Raw genomic sequence first — 18,705 nt, forward strand, 5'->3', positions numbered from 1 at the left:
GTATCAGAAATAACTAAATAGTAAAACCCTAATGGGTATAGTAAGAAGAGAAGGAGAAATCCTTCTCTTTTTTTGTATAAAAATTTACTTAAGTTTTACATTATTTTAATATGCAATTTATATTTAAATGATACTCTGCATATAAGAGGTGATTGAATATGAAGAAAATTATTTTTTTAAGTATGCTTATAAGCACAATGATTTATGCAGAGTCTATAAATGTAAAAAAATATATTGTAAATTCAGGAGATTATAAAATAATCTATAATGGAGAAGAAAAAGAATTTATAACAGGGATAAATCCTGGATATGGTTCAGCTTTAACTTTTAAAGGACAGGATAAAGACGGAAATTTAGAATTTTATGCTGTAACAGACAGAGGTCCAAATGGAGATATTCCTAAATATATAGAAAATTGAAAAGAAATAGCAGGAAAATTTTTCCCTGTTCCTGATTTTACTCCAAGCATAGGAGTGATAAAAGTTAAAGGGGATAAGGCTGAAATTGTAAAAAGTATTCCTTTAAGAAATAGTTTTGGAGAAAAGATTTCAGGAAGAGTTATTCCTGAAGGGCTTGTAGGTGCAATAGGAGAAATTCCATTAAACTTTGATATGAGCAGACTGAATGATGATATTGATGGAGTGGATACAGAAGGAATTGCAGTTGATAAAGATGAAAATTTCTGGCTGTGTGATGAATATGGGCCTTTTATAATTAAAGCAGATAAACATGGAAAAATAATAGAAAAATATGGGCCTAAGGAAGGGCTTCCTGAGATATTAAAATATAGAGTGCCAAACAGAGGATTTGAAGGTCTTACAATAGATGAAAAAGGTTATGTGTATGCAGCTGTACAAAGTCCTTTAAATATAAATGGAGAAACAAAAAATACAGCAGAATATACAAGAATAGTAAGATTTAATCCTGAGACAAAAGAAAGTGTTATGTATGCTTATCCAGTTGATAAAGGGTATAAAAATTTTGGGGCAGCTAAGATAGGAGATATTTGTTCTATAGGAGAAGGTAAATTTTTAGTGATTGAACAGGGAAAACAAAATGGAAAGATGCAGAATCTTATTTATATGATAGATATAAACGGAGCAGATGAAATAGGAAATAATGGGGATCTTGAATATGGAAAATTAAAAGAATTAAAACCTGTTAAAAAAGAATTGGTTTTAGATTTAAGAGAATATGGCTGGGATATAGAAAAAGCCGAAGGAATGACTGTTTTACCTGATAAAAAAACAATAGTTGTAGTCAATGATAACGATTTTGGAATAGCAACTAAAATGGAAGATCCTGATAATAAAAGTTCAAATATGGAAGATTATATATATGATGGAAATAAAAAAGAATTTACTTATAATGGAAAAGCAGTTCCTAAAGCTAAAGTAATAATGACACAAAATAGTAAATCAGAAAGAGAGAGCCAAATTTGGATATTTCAAATGGACAAAGAATTAAAATAGGAAATAAACTATTTTAATAAGAATAAAATATAAAAAAGCTGTTGCAAATCTAGATTAGAAAATGCAGCAGCTATTTTTTATGAAGTAATTTATTTAAAAACAGAATCTTTTTTAGAATGATGTTTATAAATTATTATTGAGCATATACATGTTATAAATTCTGCAATTATAAATGACCACCATACACCTTTTAATCCAAAAATATTTCCCATAAAAAAAGCTAAAGGTAAAAGAATAATAAATTGTCTTAAAAGAGTTATAAAAAGAGAAGCTCCTCCCATTCCAAGTGCCTGAAAGAAACATGAAAATATAAAACATATGCTTCCAGCAACAAAGCTTATACTTATAATTTTAAGAGCAGGCACTCCTATTTCAAGCATTTCATAAGAAGCATTAAAGCAGGAAAGAATCTCTTTTGGAAAAATCCAAAAAAGAAAAGTTCCCGCTAAATTTATTACAGCACAGATAAGCATTGAGTAATCAAGAGTTTCAAGAAGTCTTTTTTTATTTCCAGCTCCATAATTATATCCCATAATAGGCATAGCCCCTTGAGTAATTCCACTTGTAGGCATATATACAAAAGTCTGGAGTTTATAATATATTCCAAAAACAGAAACAGCAAGAGCAGATATTCCTGTTAGGATATAATTTATACCTGTAACCATAAAAAATCCTGTTGATATTATAAAAAATGAAGGAACAGCAACACTGTATATTTTTTTTACAATATTTGAATCCCATTTAAAATTTTTAATTGATATTTTAACTTCTTGTTTTTTGTAAAAAATAACATAGAGAGAACATAAAAGAGCAATTATCTGTCCACAGACTGTAGCTACAGCAGCTCCTGTCACTCCCATTTCAGGAAATCCAAAATATCCATAAATCATAATAGGATCAAGAATAATATTTGTTCCAGCACCTATTATTTGAAGGAACATAGGAGTAAGAGTATTTCCTGTTGCCTGAAGAGTTTTTTCTATTCCTATTTGCATTATTATTCCAAAACTTAAGAATGTAACTATATATGTGTATGTACAGCCCATATTAAAAATTTCACTGTTTTTTGTAAAAATATTAAAAAAAGGTTTTATAAAAATGATACCAAGAACAGATAAAATTATATAGTGCAGAACAGAGAGAAAGATTCCATGTGATGCAGCACTGTCAGCAGCAGAAAAATCTTTTTCCCCTAATTTTCTAGAAACAAATGAATTTACTCCCACTCCCAAGCCTATTGCAAGGGCTATAATAAGTATCTGAATTGGAAAAGCTAAAGAAACAGCAGTAAGTGCATTATTTCCAAGCCTTGCTACAAAAATGGAATCTACAATATTATAAAGAGAACTTGTCATCATTGATATTGTAGGGGGAAGTGACATAGATAAAAGCAAGGGCAGAATTTTATGAGAGCCCATTTTATTTTCGTTACAATTCATATCAGACCTCCATAAAAAATTATAAAAAAACGCTTTTCATTGTTTTAATATATAAACTGAAAACAATAAAAAACGCTTAAAAAATCTCAAAAATTATTATATTTAATTTAAATATATCACATGGGAAAAAAATAATCAATAATCTGATAAAATTTTGTTTTAAAACGGATATATTTATATTTAAAAAGATATAGAAGATGTTTTTAAAACAATTATTCTTGAAATAACTTGTCTAATATTATATAATATATAAAAGTTATTTTTTTAAATTAAACATTAGGGATGGTGTGTTAAACTATGAATAAAATTGAACAACTTACAAACGGAACAAAAAAAATTCCGAGATGTGTAGCTGTATATAATAAGTTGTTCCAGATGATAAAAGATGGGGAATTTGTACAGGACAGCAGACTTCCAACAGAACCAGAACTTGCAAAGACTATGGGAGTAAGCCGTACAACATTAAGACAGGCTTTAGCCTTTCTTCAGGAAGATGGAATAATTAAAAATATGCAAGGAAAAGGAAATTTTGTAATGAAATCAGGAGTGAAGATAGAAAAAGGTCTAGAAACTCTTGAACATCCTGTTTATTCATCTGTAACTGAAGAGATAGATGAGGTAGAACTTGAATTTAGAATAGAGCCTTCATCAGATTATACAGCAAAAGTTTTAGAAAGAAAAACTCCTGTTGTTATTTTTGCAGATAGATGGTATAAGTCAAAAGGAAAAACAGTAGCCTATACTCTTTCAACAATTCCAGTTGAAACTATTTCTGAAGCAGGAATAGAACTTTCAGATAAGAATCAACTTCTTGAATATTTAGATAAAACTATTTATGAAAAAGCAAAACATTCTTCAATAAAACTTACATTTTCTGAAGCTGGAAATGTTTCAGCAATGAAGTATACTGTTTCTAAAAGTGAAAGATTCTACCTTTTAGCAGAATCTATTCATATAAAAAATAAGTATCCTGTTCTATACAACAAGCATTACATACCTGTGGAAAATGGCAGCATAATAATTGACAGAAGATTAAAATAAGAAAATTAGTATACCAGAGCACATAAAAGTGTTCTGGTTTTTTTATTTTTTTAGGTTAAACAAACAATAAAATTGGTTTATAAAAATGTTCAAAAAAAACAAAAAAGCGATTGACATTAAAACAATTTGCATGATATCATACAATAGTAGACAACTTGATAAACAACAAGAATGTAATTTAGACAACGGTATAAAATTAAAAAATTGGAGGTAGCAGATTATGAAATATGCAGAAGAAGGATTACAATATCACATTGGCTTAAGACAAGGAGATGTAGGAAAATATGTTATTTTACCTGGAGATCCAAAGCGTTGCGAAAAAATAGCAAAACATTTTGATGATGCAAAACTTGTGGCAGACAGCAGAGAATATGTTACTTATACCGGTTATATTGACGGAGTGAAAGTAAGTGTTACTTCTACAGGAATAGGAGGACCTTCAGCTTCTATTGCTCTTGAAGAACTTGTAAGATGTGGAGCAGATACATTCCTAAGAGTTGGAACTTGTGGAGGAATGCAGACAGAAATAATGGGAGGAGACATTGTTATTGCAACTGGTGCAATTCGTATGGAAGGAACAAGTAAAGAATATGCTCCAATAGAATATCCTGCAGTTGCAGATCTTGATATAACAAATGCTCTTGTAAAAGCAGCAAAAACTTTAAAAGAAACTTACCATGTGGGAGTTGTTCAATGTAAAGATGCTTTCTATGGACAACATGAACCTTCAACAAAGCCTGTAAGTTATGAGCTAGAAAATAAATGGGAAGCATGGAAAAGAATGGGATGTAAAGCATCTGAAATGGAATCAGCAGCTTTATTTATAGTAGGAAGTTATTTAAATGTCCGTGTAGGTTCATCTTTCCTTGTAGTAGCAAATCAAGAAAGAGAAAAACTTGGACTTGAAAATCCTGTTGTTCATGATACTGAAGCAGCAATAAAAGTAACTGTGGAAGCTATCCGTAACTTAATTAAGTCTGATAAAGAATCAGCAAAATAATTTTAATAAAATATAGGAGAGATAAAAAAAGATGAGAGCTGTTATAAATATTTTAGGAATAGTGATAATACTGGGAGCGATGCTTGTAATATCTAAAGACAGAAAAGCTGTAAAAAAAGAAATAATTTTAAAAGCCATGGCAGTACAGTTTATAATTGCATTTTTACTTGTAAAATTCCCTCTTGGAAAACTTGTTGTATCAAAAGTTTCTGATGTAGTAACAAGAGTTCTTGACTATGGAAAAGATGGAATATCATTTGTATTTGGAAGCCTTGGATTTGCAGGAGCTCCTACAGGATTTATTTTTGCAACTCAAGTTCTTGGAAATATAGTTTTCCTTTCTTCTTTGGTAGGTGCTTTATACTATCTTGGAATTTTAGGATTTATAGTAAAAGTAATTGGAAAAGGTGTTGGAAAAATTCTTGGAACATCACAGGTTGAAAGTTTCGTTGCAGTTGCAAATATGTTCCTTGGACAGACTGAAAGCCCTATTCTTATAAGCAAATATCTTGGAATAATGACAGAAAGTGAAATTATGGTTGTTTTAGTTTCTGGAATGGGAAGTATGTCAGCAACAATAATAGGAGGATATGTTGCTCTTGGAATACCTATGGAATATCTTCTTATTGCAAGTACTCTTGTTCCTATGGGAAGTATAGCTGTTTCTAAAATAATTTATCCTGAAATAGAAATTTCAAAAAATGTTGAAGATGTAAGCATGGATAATAAAGGTGACAATGAAAATCTTATAGGTGCTGTAACAGAGGGTGCTATGAATGGAATGAACTCTGCAATGGCAATAGGTGCTTCTCTTATAGCTATAATTGGTCTTGTTGCTCTTGTAAATGGAATACTTGGAGCAATAGGTGGAGCAGTTGGAATTGGAAGTTTAAGCCTTGAAAAAATATTTGCTTATGTATTTTCACCTCTTGGATTTATAATGGGACTTTCAGGAGATGATATTCTTCTTGCAGGTCAGCTTTTAGGAAGTAAACTTGTTCTTAATGAATTCGTTGCATTCCAACAATTAGGACAGGTTATTCAAGGACTTGGAGAAAGAACAGCTCTTATTCTTTCAATATCTCTTGCAGGATTTGCAAATATTTCAAGTATGGGAATATGTATTGCAGGTATTGCAGCACTTTGTCCTGAAAAAAGAGGAGTACTTTCAAGACTTGTATTTAAAGCAATGATTGGAGGATTTGTTGTAAGTGTTTTAAGTGCTATGATAGTAGGACTTATTACAATGTTCTAATTATATTAAGGAGAAAAAGAAATGGAAAAATATACAGAACTTCTAAAAAATGCTTATGAAGCTATGGATAATGCTTATGCACCTTATTCAAATTTCCATGTAGGTGCATGTGTAAAAACAAAAGATGGAAAATATCATAAAGGAGCAAATATTGAAAATGCTTCTTATGGACTTACAAACTGTGCAGAAAGAAGTGCATTATTTCATGTATATTCACTTGGATATCGTCAGGACGATATTGAATGTATGGCTATAGTAGGTCAAGGAAATACACTTATAACTCCTTGTGGAGCATGCAGACAAGTACTTGTTGAACTTTTAAAGAGAGATACTCCTATAGTTCTTGGAACAGGAGAGAAAGTTCTTGTTACAAATATAGAAGAATTAATGCCTATGGCATTTACAAGTGATGATTTATAGAAAAAAATTAGGAGGAAAAAATATGCCTACACCACATAACCAAGCAAAAGTTGGAGAAATAGCAAAAAATGTATTAATGCCAGGAGATCCTTTAAGAGCAAAATTTATAGCTGAGACATTTCTTACAAATGTAAGACTTGTAAATACAGTAAGAAATATGTTTGCTTTTACAGGTGAATATAAAGGAAAAGAAATTACAGTAATGGCTTCAGGAATGGGAATGCCTTCAATAGGAATTTATTCTTATGAACTTTATTCTCAATATGGAGTTGAAAATATAGTTCGTGTAGGATCAGCAGGAGCTTATACAGATAAACTTGATCTTTTTGATGTTGTTCTTGCAGAAAGTGCATGGAGTGAATCATCTTTTGCAAAAACACAAAATGGATATGATAAAGATGTAACTTATCCAGATGCAGAGCTTAATGAAAAAATAATGAAAACAGCAGAAAGACTTGAAATTCCTGTTCATCTTGACAGAATTCACTCAAGTGATGTTTTCTATACAGAAAGCAATGTTGACGGATATAAAGAAATAAGTGCTAAACATGGATGTACTTGTGTAGAGATGGAAAGTTTTGCGCTTTTCCATAATGCAAAAGTTCTTGGAAAAAAAGCAGCTTGTCTTTTAACAATATCAGACAGCTTTACATCTGAAAAGAAAGCAACAGCAGAAGAGAGACAGACAGCTTTCGTTAATATGATGAAAATTGCCCTTGAAACTTTCTGTTAAGAAAAAGAAGGAGGCATCTTAAATGAAAAAATATAAAAGAATATTCACAATTGTTGTGGATTCACTTGGAATAGGAGCAATGGACGATTCAGAAAAATTTGGAGATAAAGGTGTTGATACCCTTGGTCATATTGCAGAAAGTGTAAAAACTTTTAATATTCCTAATCTTCAAAAACTTGGAATGGCTAATCTTCACCCTATGAAAAATGTAAGTCCTGTGGAAAATCCTCTTGGATATTTCATGGAAATGAATGAAACAAGTGTAGGAAAAGATACAATGACAGGACACTGGGAAATGATGGGGCTTAATATAGATAAACCTTTTAAAACATTTACAGACACAGGTTTTCCTAAAGAACTTATTGATGAACTTGAAAAAAGAACAGGTCATAAAGTAATAGGAAATAAAAGTGCAAGTGGAACAGAGATTCTTGATGAACTTGCAGAAGAAGAGATTGCAACAGGAAATATGATAGTATATACTTCAGCAGACTCAGTTCTTCAAATCTGTGGAAATGAAGAAACTTTTGGACTTGATGAACTTTACAGATGCTGTGAAATTGCAAGAGAACTTACACTTAAAGATGAATGGAAAGTTGGAAGAATTATTGCAAGACCATATGTTGGAAAGAAAAAAGGGGAGTTTAAAAGAACTTCAAACAGACATGACTATGCTTTAAAACCATATGGAAGAACAGCTTTAAATGCCCTTAAAGACAGTAATTTTGATGTTATTTCAGTTGGAAAAATAAATGATATTTTTGACACAGAAGGAATAACAGAAGCATATAAATCAAAGAGTTCAGTTCATGGAATGGAACAGACAATAGAAATAGCAGAAAAAGATTTTACAGGTTTATGTTATGTAAATCTAGTTGACTTTGATGCTCTTTGGGGACATAGAAGAGATCCTATAGGATATGCTCAAGAACTTGAAAAATTTGATGTAAAACTTGGGGAACTTTTAGGAAAACTTCATGAGGATGATCTTTTAATAATAACAGCTGACCATGGAAATGATCCTACATACACTGGAACAGATCACACAAGAGAAAGAGTTCCTTTTATCGCTTACTCTCCTTCAATGAAAGGACATGGACAACTTGACAGAGCTTCAACATTTGCTGTTATAGGAGCAACTATTGCAGACAATTTTGATGTTAAGATGCCTGAAAATACAATAGGAACTTCAATTCTTGGTAAACTAGTTTAGATTAAAATTTTTTGAAATAAAAGGAGATAAAATGGACAGAGAAAAAATATTTGCAGCTGTTGATCATACTCTTTTAGGTCAAACAGCAACATGGGCAGAAATAAAAGAAATATTAGATGATGGAATAAAATATAAAGCAGCTTCAGCATGTATTCCAGCTTCTTATGTAAAGCAAGCTAAAGAATATGTTGGAGATAAACTTCCTATCTGTACAGTAATAGGGTTTCCTAATGGATACAGCACAACTGCTGTAAAAGTTTTTGAAACAAAAGATGCAATAGAAAATGGTGCAGATGAAATTGATATGGTTATCAATATTGGACTTTTAAAAGATAAAAAATATGATCTTGTAAAAGAAGAAATAGAAAAAATTCATGAAGCATGTGACGGAAGAATTTTAAAAGTTATAATTGAAACTTGTCTTTTAACAGAAGAAGAAAAAATTAAAATGTGTGAAATAGTAACTGAATCAGGAGCAGAATATATTAAAACTTCTACAGGATTTTCTACAGGAGGAGCAACTTTTGATGATGTGGCTCTTATGAGAAAATATGTAGGAGAAAATGTAAAAGTTAAAGCTGCAGGAGGAATTTCATCATTTGAAGATGCTGAAAAGTTTATGGAACTTGGGGCAGAAAGACTTGGAACTAGCAGACTTGTAAAAATAGCAAAAGCTGGAAAACCTGTAAACGACAATTCATATTAAAATAAAATTATTTAAATATAAAAGAGTACAGTTCTTTAAAAAAAAGCTGTGCTCTTTTTTTCATTTTGAATATATTTTTATTTTACAATATTGTTTTTTTACATTATAATGTATTAATAGATAAAAAACAGTAAAAAAGAACATATTTATTATTGTTTTGAAACAAAAAAGTAGTTGATTAATTTATTAACTGCTTTGGGGGAGGGAAAAATGATGGAAAGAACAGTTATGCTGGACAGAAGAAAAGAATATTTAGCAGGTGCTGAAAAGATTCCACAGGAAACACTTGATTTTTTAAACAAAGAGTTAAAAAGAATATTATCAGAAAAATTTGATTATTCTGAAATAGGAAAAGATATAAATCTTTTAAAAAAATTCTATAAAGATACTCTTACTCTTGCAAAGGGATATACAGTAAAAGGAACAGAATATGAAAAAAATGCAGATGTTTTAAAGTTAGTTGAAGAAAGACTTTCAATGGGGCAGAAGTATTTCTACAATAAAAATTGTGCAGAACATACTAATTGGTGGGTATGGGAAATAGATATCCCAATGCTTTTAAATGATATTTTTGTTTTAATGAATGAAGATATATCAAAAGATATAATGAAAGAAGTTATGGACTCTGGAAGATATTTTCAGCCAGATCCAAGATATTCAGGAAACAATGAGGGAGCTATATATACAACTAAACTTCCTCTTAGATTTTCAACAGCAGAACATAGAGCAGAAACAGTAAAAGTTTCCCTTATAAGAGGAATACTTGAAAATAATAAAGATGAAATAAAACTTGCTCTTAATTCTCTTATAGAAGCATGGGCATATAAAGATGACAGCTATTCTCTTGATAGAAATGGATTCTATAGAGATGGATCATTCCTTCATCATGGAAGTATTCCATATACTGCTAAATACGGAAATATAATTTTAAGAGAAATAGGAGAAATTATTCATCTTGTAAGAAAAACAGAGTATGAAAAATATCTTCTTGGTCTTAAAAATTTCTACGACATAATTTTTACTTCTTTTGAACCATTCTTCTTTAAAGGTGGATTTACAGATATGCTTAATGGAAGAGGGATTTCAGATTATACTAGCCACGATCACAAAACAGGACATGAAATGCTTAATTCGCTTCTTCTAATTAAAGAAGATGCTCCTGAAGAATATAAAAGCAAATTAGCTGAACTTATAAAATCAGAAGTTGAAAAAGATACTTTCTATAAATATTTTGAAAATGAAAAATCTCCTTTCTTTTATAATCATATGAAAGAATTATTAGAAGAAAATATTGAAATAAAAGAATATAAAGACAGACTTGTAATATGCAATAAAATGAACAGAATAATGAGAAGAGCAGAAAATTATGCTGTAGGAATTACAATGCATTCTTCAAATATTGGAAATTATGAAACTAGAAATGGAGAAAATATAAAAGGATGGTATACAGGAGACGGAGCATATTATCTTTATGATAATGATTTAGAGCAATATAAAGATTACTGGAAAAATGTAGATTATAACTATATTCCAGGAACAACAGAAATAAGAATGAATATGGAAAATGTTGATGCTCAGAGAAATCCTGAACATAAACCTCTTGACAGAAAAAGTGCAGCTGGTCTTAAATGGCATTATTATGGAGCTGCAGGAATGGAATTTGAAAACTGGAATGGTAATCTTACAAGTAGAAAATCTTGGGTTTTTGTAAGCTGGGGTGTAATATTTGCTGAAAGTTGCATAAAAGGAAAAGGTGAAGTTTATACAACAATTGCAAATAGAAAATTTAAAGAAGTTCCTGAAATAAAAGTTGATGGAAAAATTTTAGATGAGGAAAGAGCAGTATTAAAAGCAGATAATGTTGAAATTAATGGAAAAATATTTATGTTCTACAAAAAAACAGAAATAAATATTGAAATAGAGAAAAAAGAAGATTGCTGTTTTGTAAAAATGTGGGTTGAACATGGAGAAAATCCTGTAAATAGTTCTCTTGTATGGGGACTTGTAATGAATAAAGGAAATATGTCTCTTGATGAAATAAGAGAAAAGTTTGGTGTTAAAATAACAGAAGGAAAACACTTGATTAATGGAATTCAATGTAATTATGAAATTAACTGGGATTCAAAAGTAAAAGTAGAACCATTCTGTACAGTTTATAGAAAAGAAGATAATAGGGAAAGTAGAATATATCTAAATAATAATTATTAAAATATAAAATGAGCTGGAGTTTAAAAAACTCTGGCTTTTTTTATTGTAAAAAATTAAGGAAATAAATTTTATTTTATAAATGAGAAAATAAGCAGTTTTCCACAATTGGTCTATTATAAAGAATTAATCTTAGCAAAAACTTTGAATTAAAAAATATGAAATAATGATGATTGACTTGTGTTCTGAAATAATGATATTAATTTGTTAATATATAATAAATAGATTCGGGGGAAAATTAATGATAGAAAAAATAAGTATATTAAACAAAAGAAGAGAGTATCTTGAAGGAAATGGATTTACTCCAGTTGATACTGTTACTTTTTTAAATCAAAGTATTACAAGAATACTTATAGAAGATGAAAATTCGGGATTTGATGAGAGAGAAAAAAATATTGAAGAAATAAAAAGATTTTATGAAAACACTTTAATTCTTACAAGAGCTTATAAATCAGTTGGAACTAATTATTATAATGATATGGATATTCTTAAATTGATAGAAGAAAGATTAAAACAAGGAGAAGAAAATTTTTATAATAGAAATATTAAAATTAATGAAAACAGTCAGTATACATTTGAAATAGAGATACCTCTTATAATAATTGATATTCTTATTATGACAGAAGGAAAATTAAAAGAAAAAATATTTAATTCTGTTCTTGAAACAATAGAATACTTTCAACCAGATTCAAGATATATAGGACATCATATGGAAAATTTTGGATTTTCTCACGGAGCATGGAGGGCAAAAGCTGTAAAGATTTCTTTTTTAAAGGGGCTTTTATCAAAAAATGAAAATGAAATGATTCTTGCCTTAGGGGCTTTATCTGAAGTTTGGGAATATAAAGATGACAGTTGTTCTCTTAATAGAGACGGATTTTACAGAGACGGATCTTTCTTAAGCAGAAGTATAGCAGATGCAGGAGGAGATGGAGCAGAAATAATTCATAGTTCTGCAGAAATAATTTATCTTATATCAGAGAGTGGTTATGAAAAATATTTGAAAGGAATAAAAAATTTTTATGATATAATCCTTAAATCTTTTGAACCATTTTTCTTTAAAGGAGCTTTCAGTAATATAATTGCAGGAAAAAAAGAATATGATCATAAGATAGGGCATAAAATAATAAATGCTTTTCTTCTTGCAGGAATATGTGCTCCAAAAGAATATAAAGACAAAATATTAAAAGTTGTAAAAAGAGAGATAGAAAAAGAAAGAACTTATAAATATTTTGAAAATGAAAAATCATCATTTTTATGCAGTAAAATGAATGAACTTTTAAGCAGAGATGATATAGAAACAGAAGAATATAAAGATCAAGTTATAGTGTGCAATAATATGGACAGAGTAATAAAAAGAAATAAAGATTATTCTATAGGTATTGCAATGCATTCAAGCACTGTAGGAAATTATGAATGTAGAGATTTAAAAAAAAGTAAATACTGGTTCACAGGAGATGGAGCATATTGCCTTTATGACGAAGATACAGAGCAGTATAAAGATTATTGGGAAAATGTAGATTATAACTATATTCCAGGAACAACAGAAATAAAAATGAATATGGAAAATATTAATGCTCAGAGAAATTATAAAACTGGATATGCTGAAAGAAATATGACGGGAGCTCTTAAATGGCATTATTATGGAACAGCAGGAATGGACTTTATAAACTGGAATGGAGACTTAACAAGCAGAAAATCATGGTTTTTTGTAAGCTGGGGAGTTATATTTGCTGAAAGCTGTATAACAGGAAAAGGTGAAGTTTATACAACAGTTGCAAATAGAAAATTTAAAAATATTCCAGTAATAAAAGCAGATGGAAAAGAAATAAAAGATAGGGATATAAAAATAAAAACAGAATTTCTTGAAATAGATGGAAGAATATACATGTTCTATGAAAAAACAGAAATTAATCTTTCTGTTGAAAAAAGAGGGGAATATTATTTTGTTAAAGTATGGAAGGAATATGGAACAGATCCTATAAATAGAAACTTTGTATGGGCAATTGTTATGAAAAATATAGACACAAAGGATTTGAGAGAAAAATTTGCAGTTACTTTAACTGAGGATAAACATCTTCTAAAGGGAGAAAAATGTAATTATGTAGTGAATTGGAGAGCCGAAGAATTAACAGAACCATTCTGTGTAATATACAGAAAAGATGATAACAGAGAGAGCAGAATGTATATTAAGAACTATTAAAATAAAAATTATTTCATTATATAAAAAATAATAAAAATAATATTTTATATTGAAAATTGAAATAAAAAATAACTAAGTGGAAAAGTGTGGATATAAAATGGAAGATTTACAAATAAAAATTCTTATGTAATAATTTCAGTGCGATGATGGTTTGAAAATAAAATAAAAAAATGTTTTAGAAAAATAATATAAAATTAAAAATTTATTATAAGTTTAAAAGGAGGAAATGGAATGAATGAAATGTTAGACAAATTTTCAATGGATTTCTTTTCATTAAAAGGAAAGGTAGCAATAGTAACAGGTGGAAACACAGGATTAGGACAAGCATATGTTGTAGCACTTGCTAAAGCAGGAGCAGATATGTTTGTTGTAACTTACGATACAGCATGGGACGAAACAAGAGAATTAGTAGAAAAAGAAGGAAGAAAAATTCACTTCTTCCAAGCTGATTTAACTGACAGAGCTCAGGTAACAGCTTGTGTTGAAGAATGTGTAAAAGTATACGGAAAAATAGATATATTAGTAAATAATGCTGGAACTATAAGAAGAGCTCCTCTTCTTGAATATAAAGATTCTGACTGGGAAGCAGTTATAAACATTAACTTAAACTCAGTTTACTACTTAAGCCAAGATGTAGCTAAAATAATGGCTAAACAAGGTGGAGGAAAAATAATTAATGTTGCTTCAATGTTAGCATTCCAAGGTGGAAAATTTGTACCTCCATACACAGCAAGTAAACACGGTGTTGCAGGTATAACTAAAGCATTTGCAAATGAATTAGCTCCATTAAACATTCAAACAAATGCAATAGCTCCAGGATATATTAAAACAGCTAACACAGCTCCAATAAGAGCAGATGAAAAAAGAAATGCAGAAATTTTATCAAGAATACCAGCTGAAAGATGGGCAGATCCATTTGATTTAATGGGAGCAATCGTATTCTTAGCAAGTAAAGCATCAGATTATGTAAATGGACATATTTTAGCAGTTGACGGTGGATGGCTAGTTAGATAATAACAGCTGTCACAAAGATTAAATAAAAAGTTTAAATTATTTTAGGAGGAAATTAATAAATGAAATTAGATGTAAGATATGCAAATCACCCAGAAGATTCAAAACATTATACAACTGAAGAATTAAGAAAACATTACTTTATAGAAACTATATTTGTTGCAGATGATGCAAACTTAACTTATTCTCATGTTGACAGAATAATTGCAGGAGGAATCATGCCTGTAACTAAAGAAGTTAAACTTGAAGGAAGCAAAGAATTAGGTTCTGAATTTTTCTTAGAAAGAAGAGAACTTGGAGTAATCAATATCGGAGGACCTGGAAAAATAGTTGTTGACGGTGTTGAATACAAAATGAATTCAAGAGACGGACTTTATGTAGGAATGGGTTCTAAAGAATTAACATTCTCATCTGACGATGCAGAAAACCCTGCTAAATTCTATGTAAACTCAGCTCCAGCACATACAACATATCCAATCGTAAAAATTGATATAGAAAAAGCAAACCCTGTTAAATTAGGAAGCCTTGCTAACTCAAACGAAAGAACAATATTCCAATATGTTCACCCTGCAGTATGTAAATCTTGTCAATTACTTATGGGAATGACAGTTCTTGAGCCAAACAATATGTGGAACACAATGCCTTGCCACACTCATGAAAGAAGAATGGAAGTTTACTTCTACTTCAACATGCAACCTGAAACAAGAGTATTCCACTTAATGGGAGAACCAACAGAAACAAGACACATAATCGTTGGAAATGAACAAGGAGTAATCTCTCCATCTTGGTCAATTCACTCTGGTGTAGGAACAAGTAACTACACATTTATCTGGGGAATGGTTGGAGAAAACCAAACATTTACAGATATGGACCATGTAGCTATGGAAGATTTAAGATAAGCCTGCTTTAAACTTATTATATAATGAGAAGGAAGGGATTATATATCTCTTCTTTTTCTTTTGTATTAAGAATAAATTTATTAAATTGTTTATGAAAAAATTGTTTGCAATAAATATATTTGATGTTATAATTTTATTAAAAATATAATATAAAAAAATTGCAATAAAGTTATTAAAAGAATAAAACAGCTTTTATAAATTTTTTAGGAGGAAGGGAATGAATTTAAAAAAATTTCTTGCAGGATTTATTATTCTTTTCAGTTTTGCAGGATGCAGTTTCAAGGAAAGTGATAGTAAAAAATTATCTGTAAAAAAGGCAGAAGGAACAGTCATAAGTGAAAATCCTCAGGAATTTACAATATTTGCAATTCATTTAGGAAAAGCTTTTAATGGAGAGCTTCCTGTTTTTAATAAAGCTTTTGAAATGACTAATATAAAACTTAAAGGAATAGCTTCTAAAAATCAAAGTGATGAAGTTTTAGCATTCAATCTTATGATGGCAGCAGGAGAACTTCCTGATATAATAGCTTATGAACTTCCAGAAGAACTAGAAAAATTAGGAGCAGAAGGAAAAGTTATTCCCCTTGAAGAACTTGTTAATAAATATGCACCAAATATAAAAAAGTTCTGGGAAGAAAATCCAGGTTACAAAAAAGATGCAGTTGCAGCTGATGGTCATATATATATGATTCCAAACTATAATGATTATGATAGCATAAGTACATCACAAGGTTATTATATAAGAAAAGACTGGTTAAAAAGATTGGGACTTAAAGATCCTAAAACATTGGAAGAACTATATGTTGTCCTTAAAGCTTTCAGAGAAAAAGATCCTAATGGAAATGGAGTTAAAGATGAAATACCTCTTTTTTTAAGAGGAAATACATCAAAAAAAATAATTTCATCTCTTGCAGATATTTTTAAGGCAGAATACAGCTGGTATAGCAAAGATGAAAAAGGCCCTGTTTTTGGACCAGCAGAACCTGAATATAAAGATGCAATAAGAGAACTTGCAAAATGGTATAGAGAAGGTCTTATTGATTCAGAAGTATTTACAAGAGATGTTTCTTCAAGAGATTATATTTTAAATAATAATCTTGGAGGATTTACATGTGATTGGTTTTCAAGTACAGGAAACTACAATAGCAGACTTGGAAATGCTATTCCAGGATTTGATTTTTCAGTAATTCTTCCTGTTGAGTATAAAGGAAAAAGAACTACATCATTTGCAAGGGAAAATTATCTTGGAGGATGGTCAATAACAAAAGCAGCTAAAAATCCAGTTGAAATAATTAAATATTTTGATTTCTGGTATACTGAAGAAGGAAGAAGACTGTGGAACTTTGGAGTTGAAGGAGATACATATGTTATGGAAAATGGAAAACCAAAGTTTACAGATAAAGTCTTAAAAAATCCTGATGGAATTATTCCACTTATGGTATTAAGAGGAGAAGGAGCACAATACAGACTAGGAATGTTTCAGGATGGAGAAAATGAAAGACAATGGGCAGATCCTGAAGCTGTTTCTGCAATGGATCTTTATATAAAATCAGGTGTGGTAAAATCTCATATGCCAATATTAAAATATACAAAAGAAGAAACAGCAGAACTTTCTAAAATAGATAGTCAACTTTATTCAATAGCAGAAGAAATGACACAAAAATGGATACTTGGAGTATCTGATGTTGATAAAGACTGGAAAAATTATATGAGGCGTTTAAGAAGTGTAGGTCTTAAAAGAGCAGAGGAAATTCAGAGACAGGCATATAAAAGATTTATGGAAAAATAATTTTATAATATAAAATAGAAAATATATAAAAAGAAGCAGAATTTATAATTTTAATTCTACTTCTTTTTTTATTACAGAAAATAGAATATATAAAGTGGAAAAAAGAATATAAATTTTAAAAAATACTTATATTACATAGAAAATAATAGAAAACAGAATATAGAATAATAACGATTTATTTTTAAATAAAAATTATGTAGAATAGCCCTATGAAATGGGGAAACAAAATATCAGATATAAAATTTTAAGTCTGATATTACTTAGGGGAGAGATTATGAAAAAGATTATATTTGTGTTTGCAGCATTATTTGCTTTCTGTTCTTTATTATATGCTGAAGATGTTAAAAAGGAATCAAAATGGACAGGGCGTATTATTCCAAGGGTTGAGGTTGAAGATACACATAGTTATGGAGAGGAAGATGCACCACCTCAGTTATGGATAAAAAAAGTAAATGGAATATTAAAACATAAGGACTATTCAAACTGGACATTTATATATGAAATTCGTGAAGCTGAATGGGGAACTGATTATCTTTTTGATGAGGTAAATTCTAAGCAGATGTACAGAGTATATCCTGGAATTCAGTATTCAAGAAAATTTACAGATAAATTAACTCTTGGAGTGACAGTAAGAGACAGATGGCAGTATCAAGAAACAGCTAAAGGAAAAACAGATTTTAAAGTAAATTCCTATAGAATAGCTCCAAAATTTGTTTATCAAATTACAGATAAACTTGATTTTCATGGAGAAGTATATTTTATGAAAGATATATTTTATGACCGTAATCCTGAAAAATCAAAAATTCAAAGAAATAGTACAGGTTATGAAATTACAGGAGTAGGATTTACATATAGATTTAGTCCAGGTATGTATTTTATGGCAGACTATTGGGAAGAAGGATGGGAAAAAGAGCATAGAAGTAAGTATGATGGAGATAAAATGAGACATCAGCAAATAAGACCAAGACTTGCTCTAAAATTAAATGAAAAAGATACTCTTGAACTTTATGGAAGAATTCAGATACTTGGAGATCAGGTTACAAGAGATGATAAAAAAGGAAAAATAGAAGTAAAAAGAAACAGATATGGTTTTGATTTTATACATAAAATAGATGAAAGCTTTACAGTAAATGTAGGTTTTGCTGTTGAACCTGAAATAAGAGAAAAAACTTATGAAGGTAATGTAAAGAAAAGAGACTGGTATTACTATACAGGGCGTTTAGTATATAAATTCTAGTCAATAAATAAGCCTTTCTTTGAAAAATTTATAAATAGAGTTAAAAAACAGGAGAAGTGTACCCATGCTTCTCTTGTTTTTT

At 29.7% G+C, this 18,705-nt stretch carries 16 protein-coding genes; 15 read left to right on the forward strand and 1 reads right to left on the reverse strand.

What is annotated here, in order from left to right; all coding sequences use genetic code 11:
- Nucleotides 1–158 precede the first annotated feature (158 nt).
- Both I6E17_RS03785 and I6E17_RS03790 read left to right on the forward strand, forming a co-directional pair.
- Nucleotides 159–419: a hypothetical protein gene (locus I6E17_RS03785; protein ID WP_235235707.1), complete on the forward strand. Its 261-nt coding sequence runs from the start codon at nucleotides 159–161 to the stop codon at nucleotides 417–419.
- Between the two features lie 54 nt (nucleotides 420–473).
- Nucleotides 474–1,472: an esterase-like activity of phytase family protein gene (locus tag I6E17_RS03790; protein WP_235235709.1), complete on the forward strand. Its 999-nt coding sequence runs from the start codon at nucleotides 474–476 to the stop codon at nucleotides 1,470–1,472.
- 89 nt (nucleotides 1,473–1,561) lie between these two features.
- Here the strand turns inward: I6E17_RS03790 and I6E17_RS03795 are convergent, their stop codons facing one another.
- Nucleotides 1,562–2,911 (reverse strand): MATE family efflux transporter, encoded by a 1,350-nt coding sequence (locus tag I6E17_RS03795; protein WP_235235710.1) that lies wholly within the window; start codon nucleotides 2,909–2,911, stop codon nucleotides 1,562–1,564.
- Between the two features lie 297 nt (nucleotides 2,912–3,208).
- Here I6E17_RS03795 and I6E17_RS03800 point away from each other — a divergent pair, with 297 nt between their 5' ends.
- The 13 genes from I6E17_RS03800 (at nucleotide 3,209) to I6E17_RS03860 (ending at nucleotide 18,623) form a co-directional block, all read left to right on the forward strand.
- Nucleotides 3,209–3,952 (forward strand): GntR family transcriptional regulator, encoded by a 744-nt coding sequence (locus I6E17_RS03800; RefSeq protein WP_176829251.1) that lies wholly within the window; start codon nucleotides 3,209–3,211, stop codon nucleotides 3,950–3,952.
- Nucleotides 3,953–4,172: 220 nt separating this feature from the next.
- Complete coding sequence (gene udp, locus I6E17_RS03805; protein WP_176829250.1) at nucleotides 4,173–4,952, forward strand: uridine phosphorylase; 780 nt, start codon at nucleotides 4,173–4,175, stop codon at nucleotides 4,950–4,952.
- 31 nt (nucleotides 4,953–4,983) lie between these two features.
- Complete coding sequence (locus I6E17_RS03810) at nucleotides 4,984–6,207, forward strand: NupC/NupG family nucleoside CNT transporter (protein ID WP_176829249.1); 1,224 nt, start codon at nucleotides 4,984–4,986, stop codon at nucleotides 6,205–6,207.
- A 21-nt stretch (nucleotides 6,208–6,228) separates the two neighbouring features.
- Nucleotides 6,229–6,627, forward strand: a complete 399-nt coding sequence (gene cdd / locus I6E17_RS03815; RefSeq protein ID WP_176829248.1) for a cytidine deaminase — start codon at nucleotides 6,229–6,231, stop codon at nucleotides 6,625–6,627.
- Between the two features lie 22 nt (nucleotides 6,628–6,649).
- On the forward strand, nucleotides 6,650–7,360 hold the full coding sequence (gene deoD / locus I6E17_RS03820) for a purine-nucleoside phosphorylase (protein ID WP_235235712.1): 711 nt from the start codon (nucleotides 6,650–6,652) through the stop codon (nucleotides 7,358–7,360).
- Between the two features lie 22 nt (nucleotides 7,361–7,382).
- On the forward strand, nucleotides 7,383–8,573 hold the full coding sequence (locus I6E17_RS03825; RefSeq protein ID WP_176829246.1) for a phosphopentomutase: 1,191 nt from the start codon (nucleotides 7,383–7,385) through the stop codon (nucleotides 8,571–8,573).
- Between the two features lie 31 nt (nucleotides 8,574–8,604).
- Nucleotides 8,605–9,279 carry a deoxyribose-phosphate aldolase gene (deoC, locus tag I6E17_RS03830; RefSeq protein WP_235235714.1) on the forward strand — a complete coding sequence of 225 codons (675 nt, stop codon included), beginning with the start codon at nucleotides 8,605–8,607 and terminating at the stop codon, nucleotides 9,277–9,279.
- Between the two features lie 210 nt (nucleotides 9,280–9,489).
- The gene (locus tag I6E17_RS03835) at nucleotides 9,490–11,487 is read left to right on the forward strand and encodes a polysaccharide lyase family 8 super-sandwich domain-containing protein (RefSeq protein ID WP_235235715.1); all 1,998 of its coding nucleotides are present in this window, start codon (nucleotides 9,490–9,492) and stop codon (nucleotides 11,485–11,487) included.
- Nucleotides 11,488–11,725: 238 nt separating this feature from the next.
- The gene (locus I6E17_RS03840) at nucleotides 11,726–13,687 is read left to right on the forward strand and encodes a polysaccharide lyase family 8 super-sandwich domain-containing protein (protein WP_176829243.1); all 1,962 of its coding nucleotides are present in this window, start codon (nucleotides 11,726–11,728) and stop codon (nucleotides 13,685–13,687) included.
- Nucleotides 13,688–13,927: 240 nt separating this feature from the next.
- Nucleotides 13,928–14,701 carry a 2-dehydro-3-deoxy-D-gluconate 5-dehydrogenase KduD gene (gene kduD, locus I6E17_RS03845; RefSeq protein ID WP_235235845.1) on the forward strand — a complete coding sequence of 258 codons (774 nt, stop codon included), beginning with the start codon at nucleotides 13,928–13,930 and terminating at the stop codon, nucleotides 14,699–14,701.
- 59 nt (nucleotides 14,702–14,760) lie between these two features.
- Nucleotides 14,761–15,597, forward strand: coding sequence for a 5-dehydro-4-deoxy-D-glucuronate isomerase (gene kduI / locus I6E17_RS03850; protein ID WP_235235716.1), 837 nt, complete (start codon nucleotides 14,761–14,763; stop codon nucleotides 15,595–15,597).
- Between the two features lie 217 nt (nucleotides 15,598–15,814).
- Nucleotides 15,815–17,386, forward strand: a complete 1,572-nt coding sequence (locus tag I6E17_RS03855) for an extracellular solute-binding protein (protein ID WP_176829240.1) — start codon at nucleotides 15,815–15,817, stop codon at nucleotides 17,384–17,386.
- A 274-nt stretch (nucleotides 17,387–17,660) separates the two neighbouring features.
- On the forward strand, nucleotides 17,661–18,623 hold the full coding sequence (locus I6E17_RS03860) for an OmpG porin family protein (protein WP_176829239.1): 963 nt from the start codon (nucleotides 17,661–17,663) through the stop codon (nucleotides 18,621–18,623).
- Nucleotides 18,624–18,705: the final 82 nt, after the last annotated feature.

Origin of the sequence: Fusobacterium perfoetens (assembly GCF_021531595.1) — a bacterium.
Lineage (GTDB): Bacteria > Fusobacteriota > Fusobacteriia > Fusobacteriales > Fusobacteriaceae > Fusobacterium_B.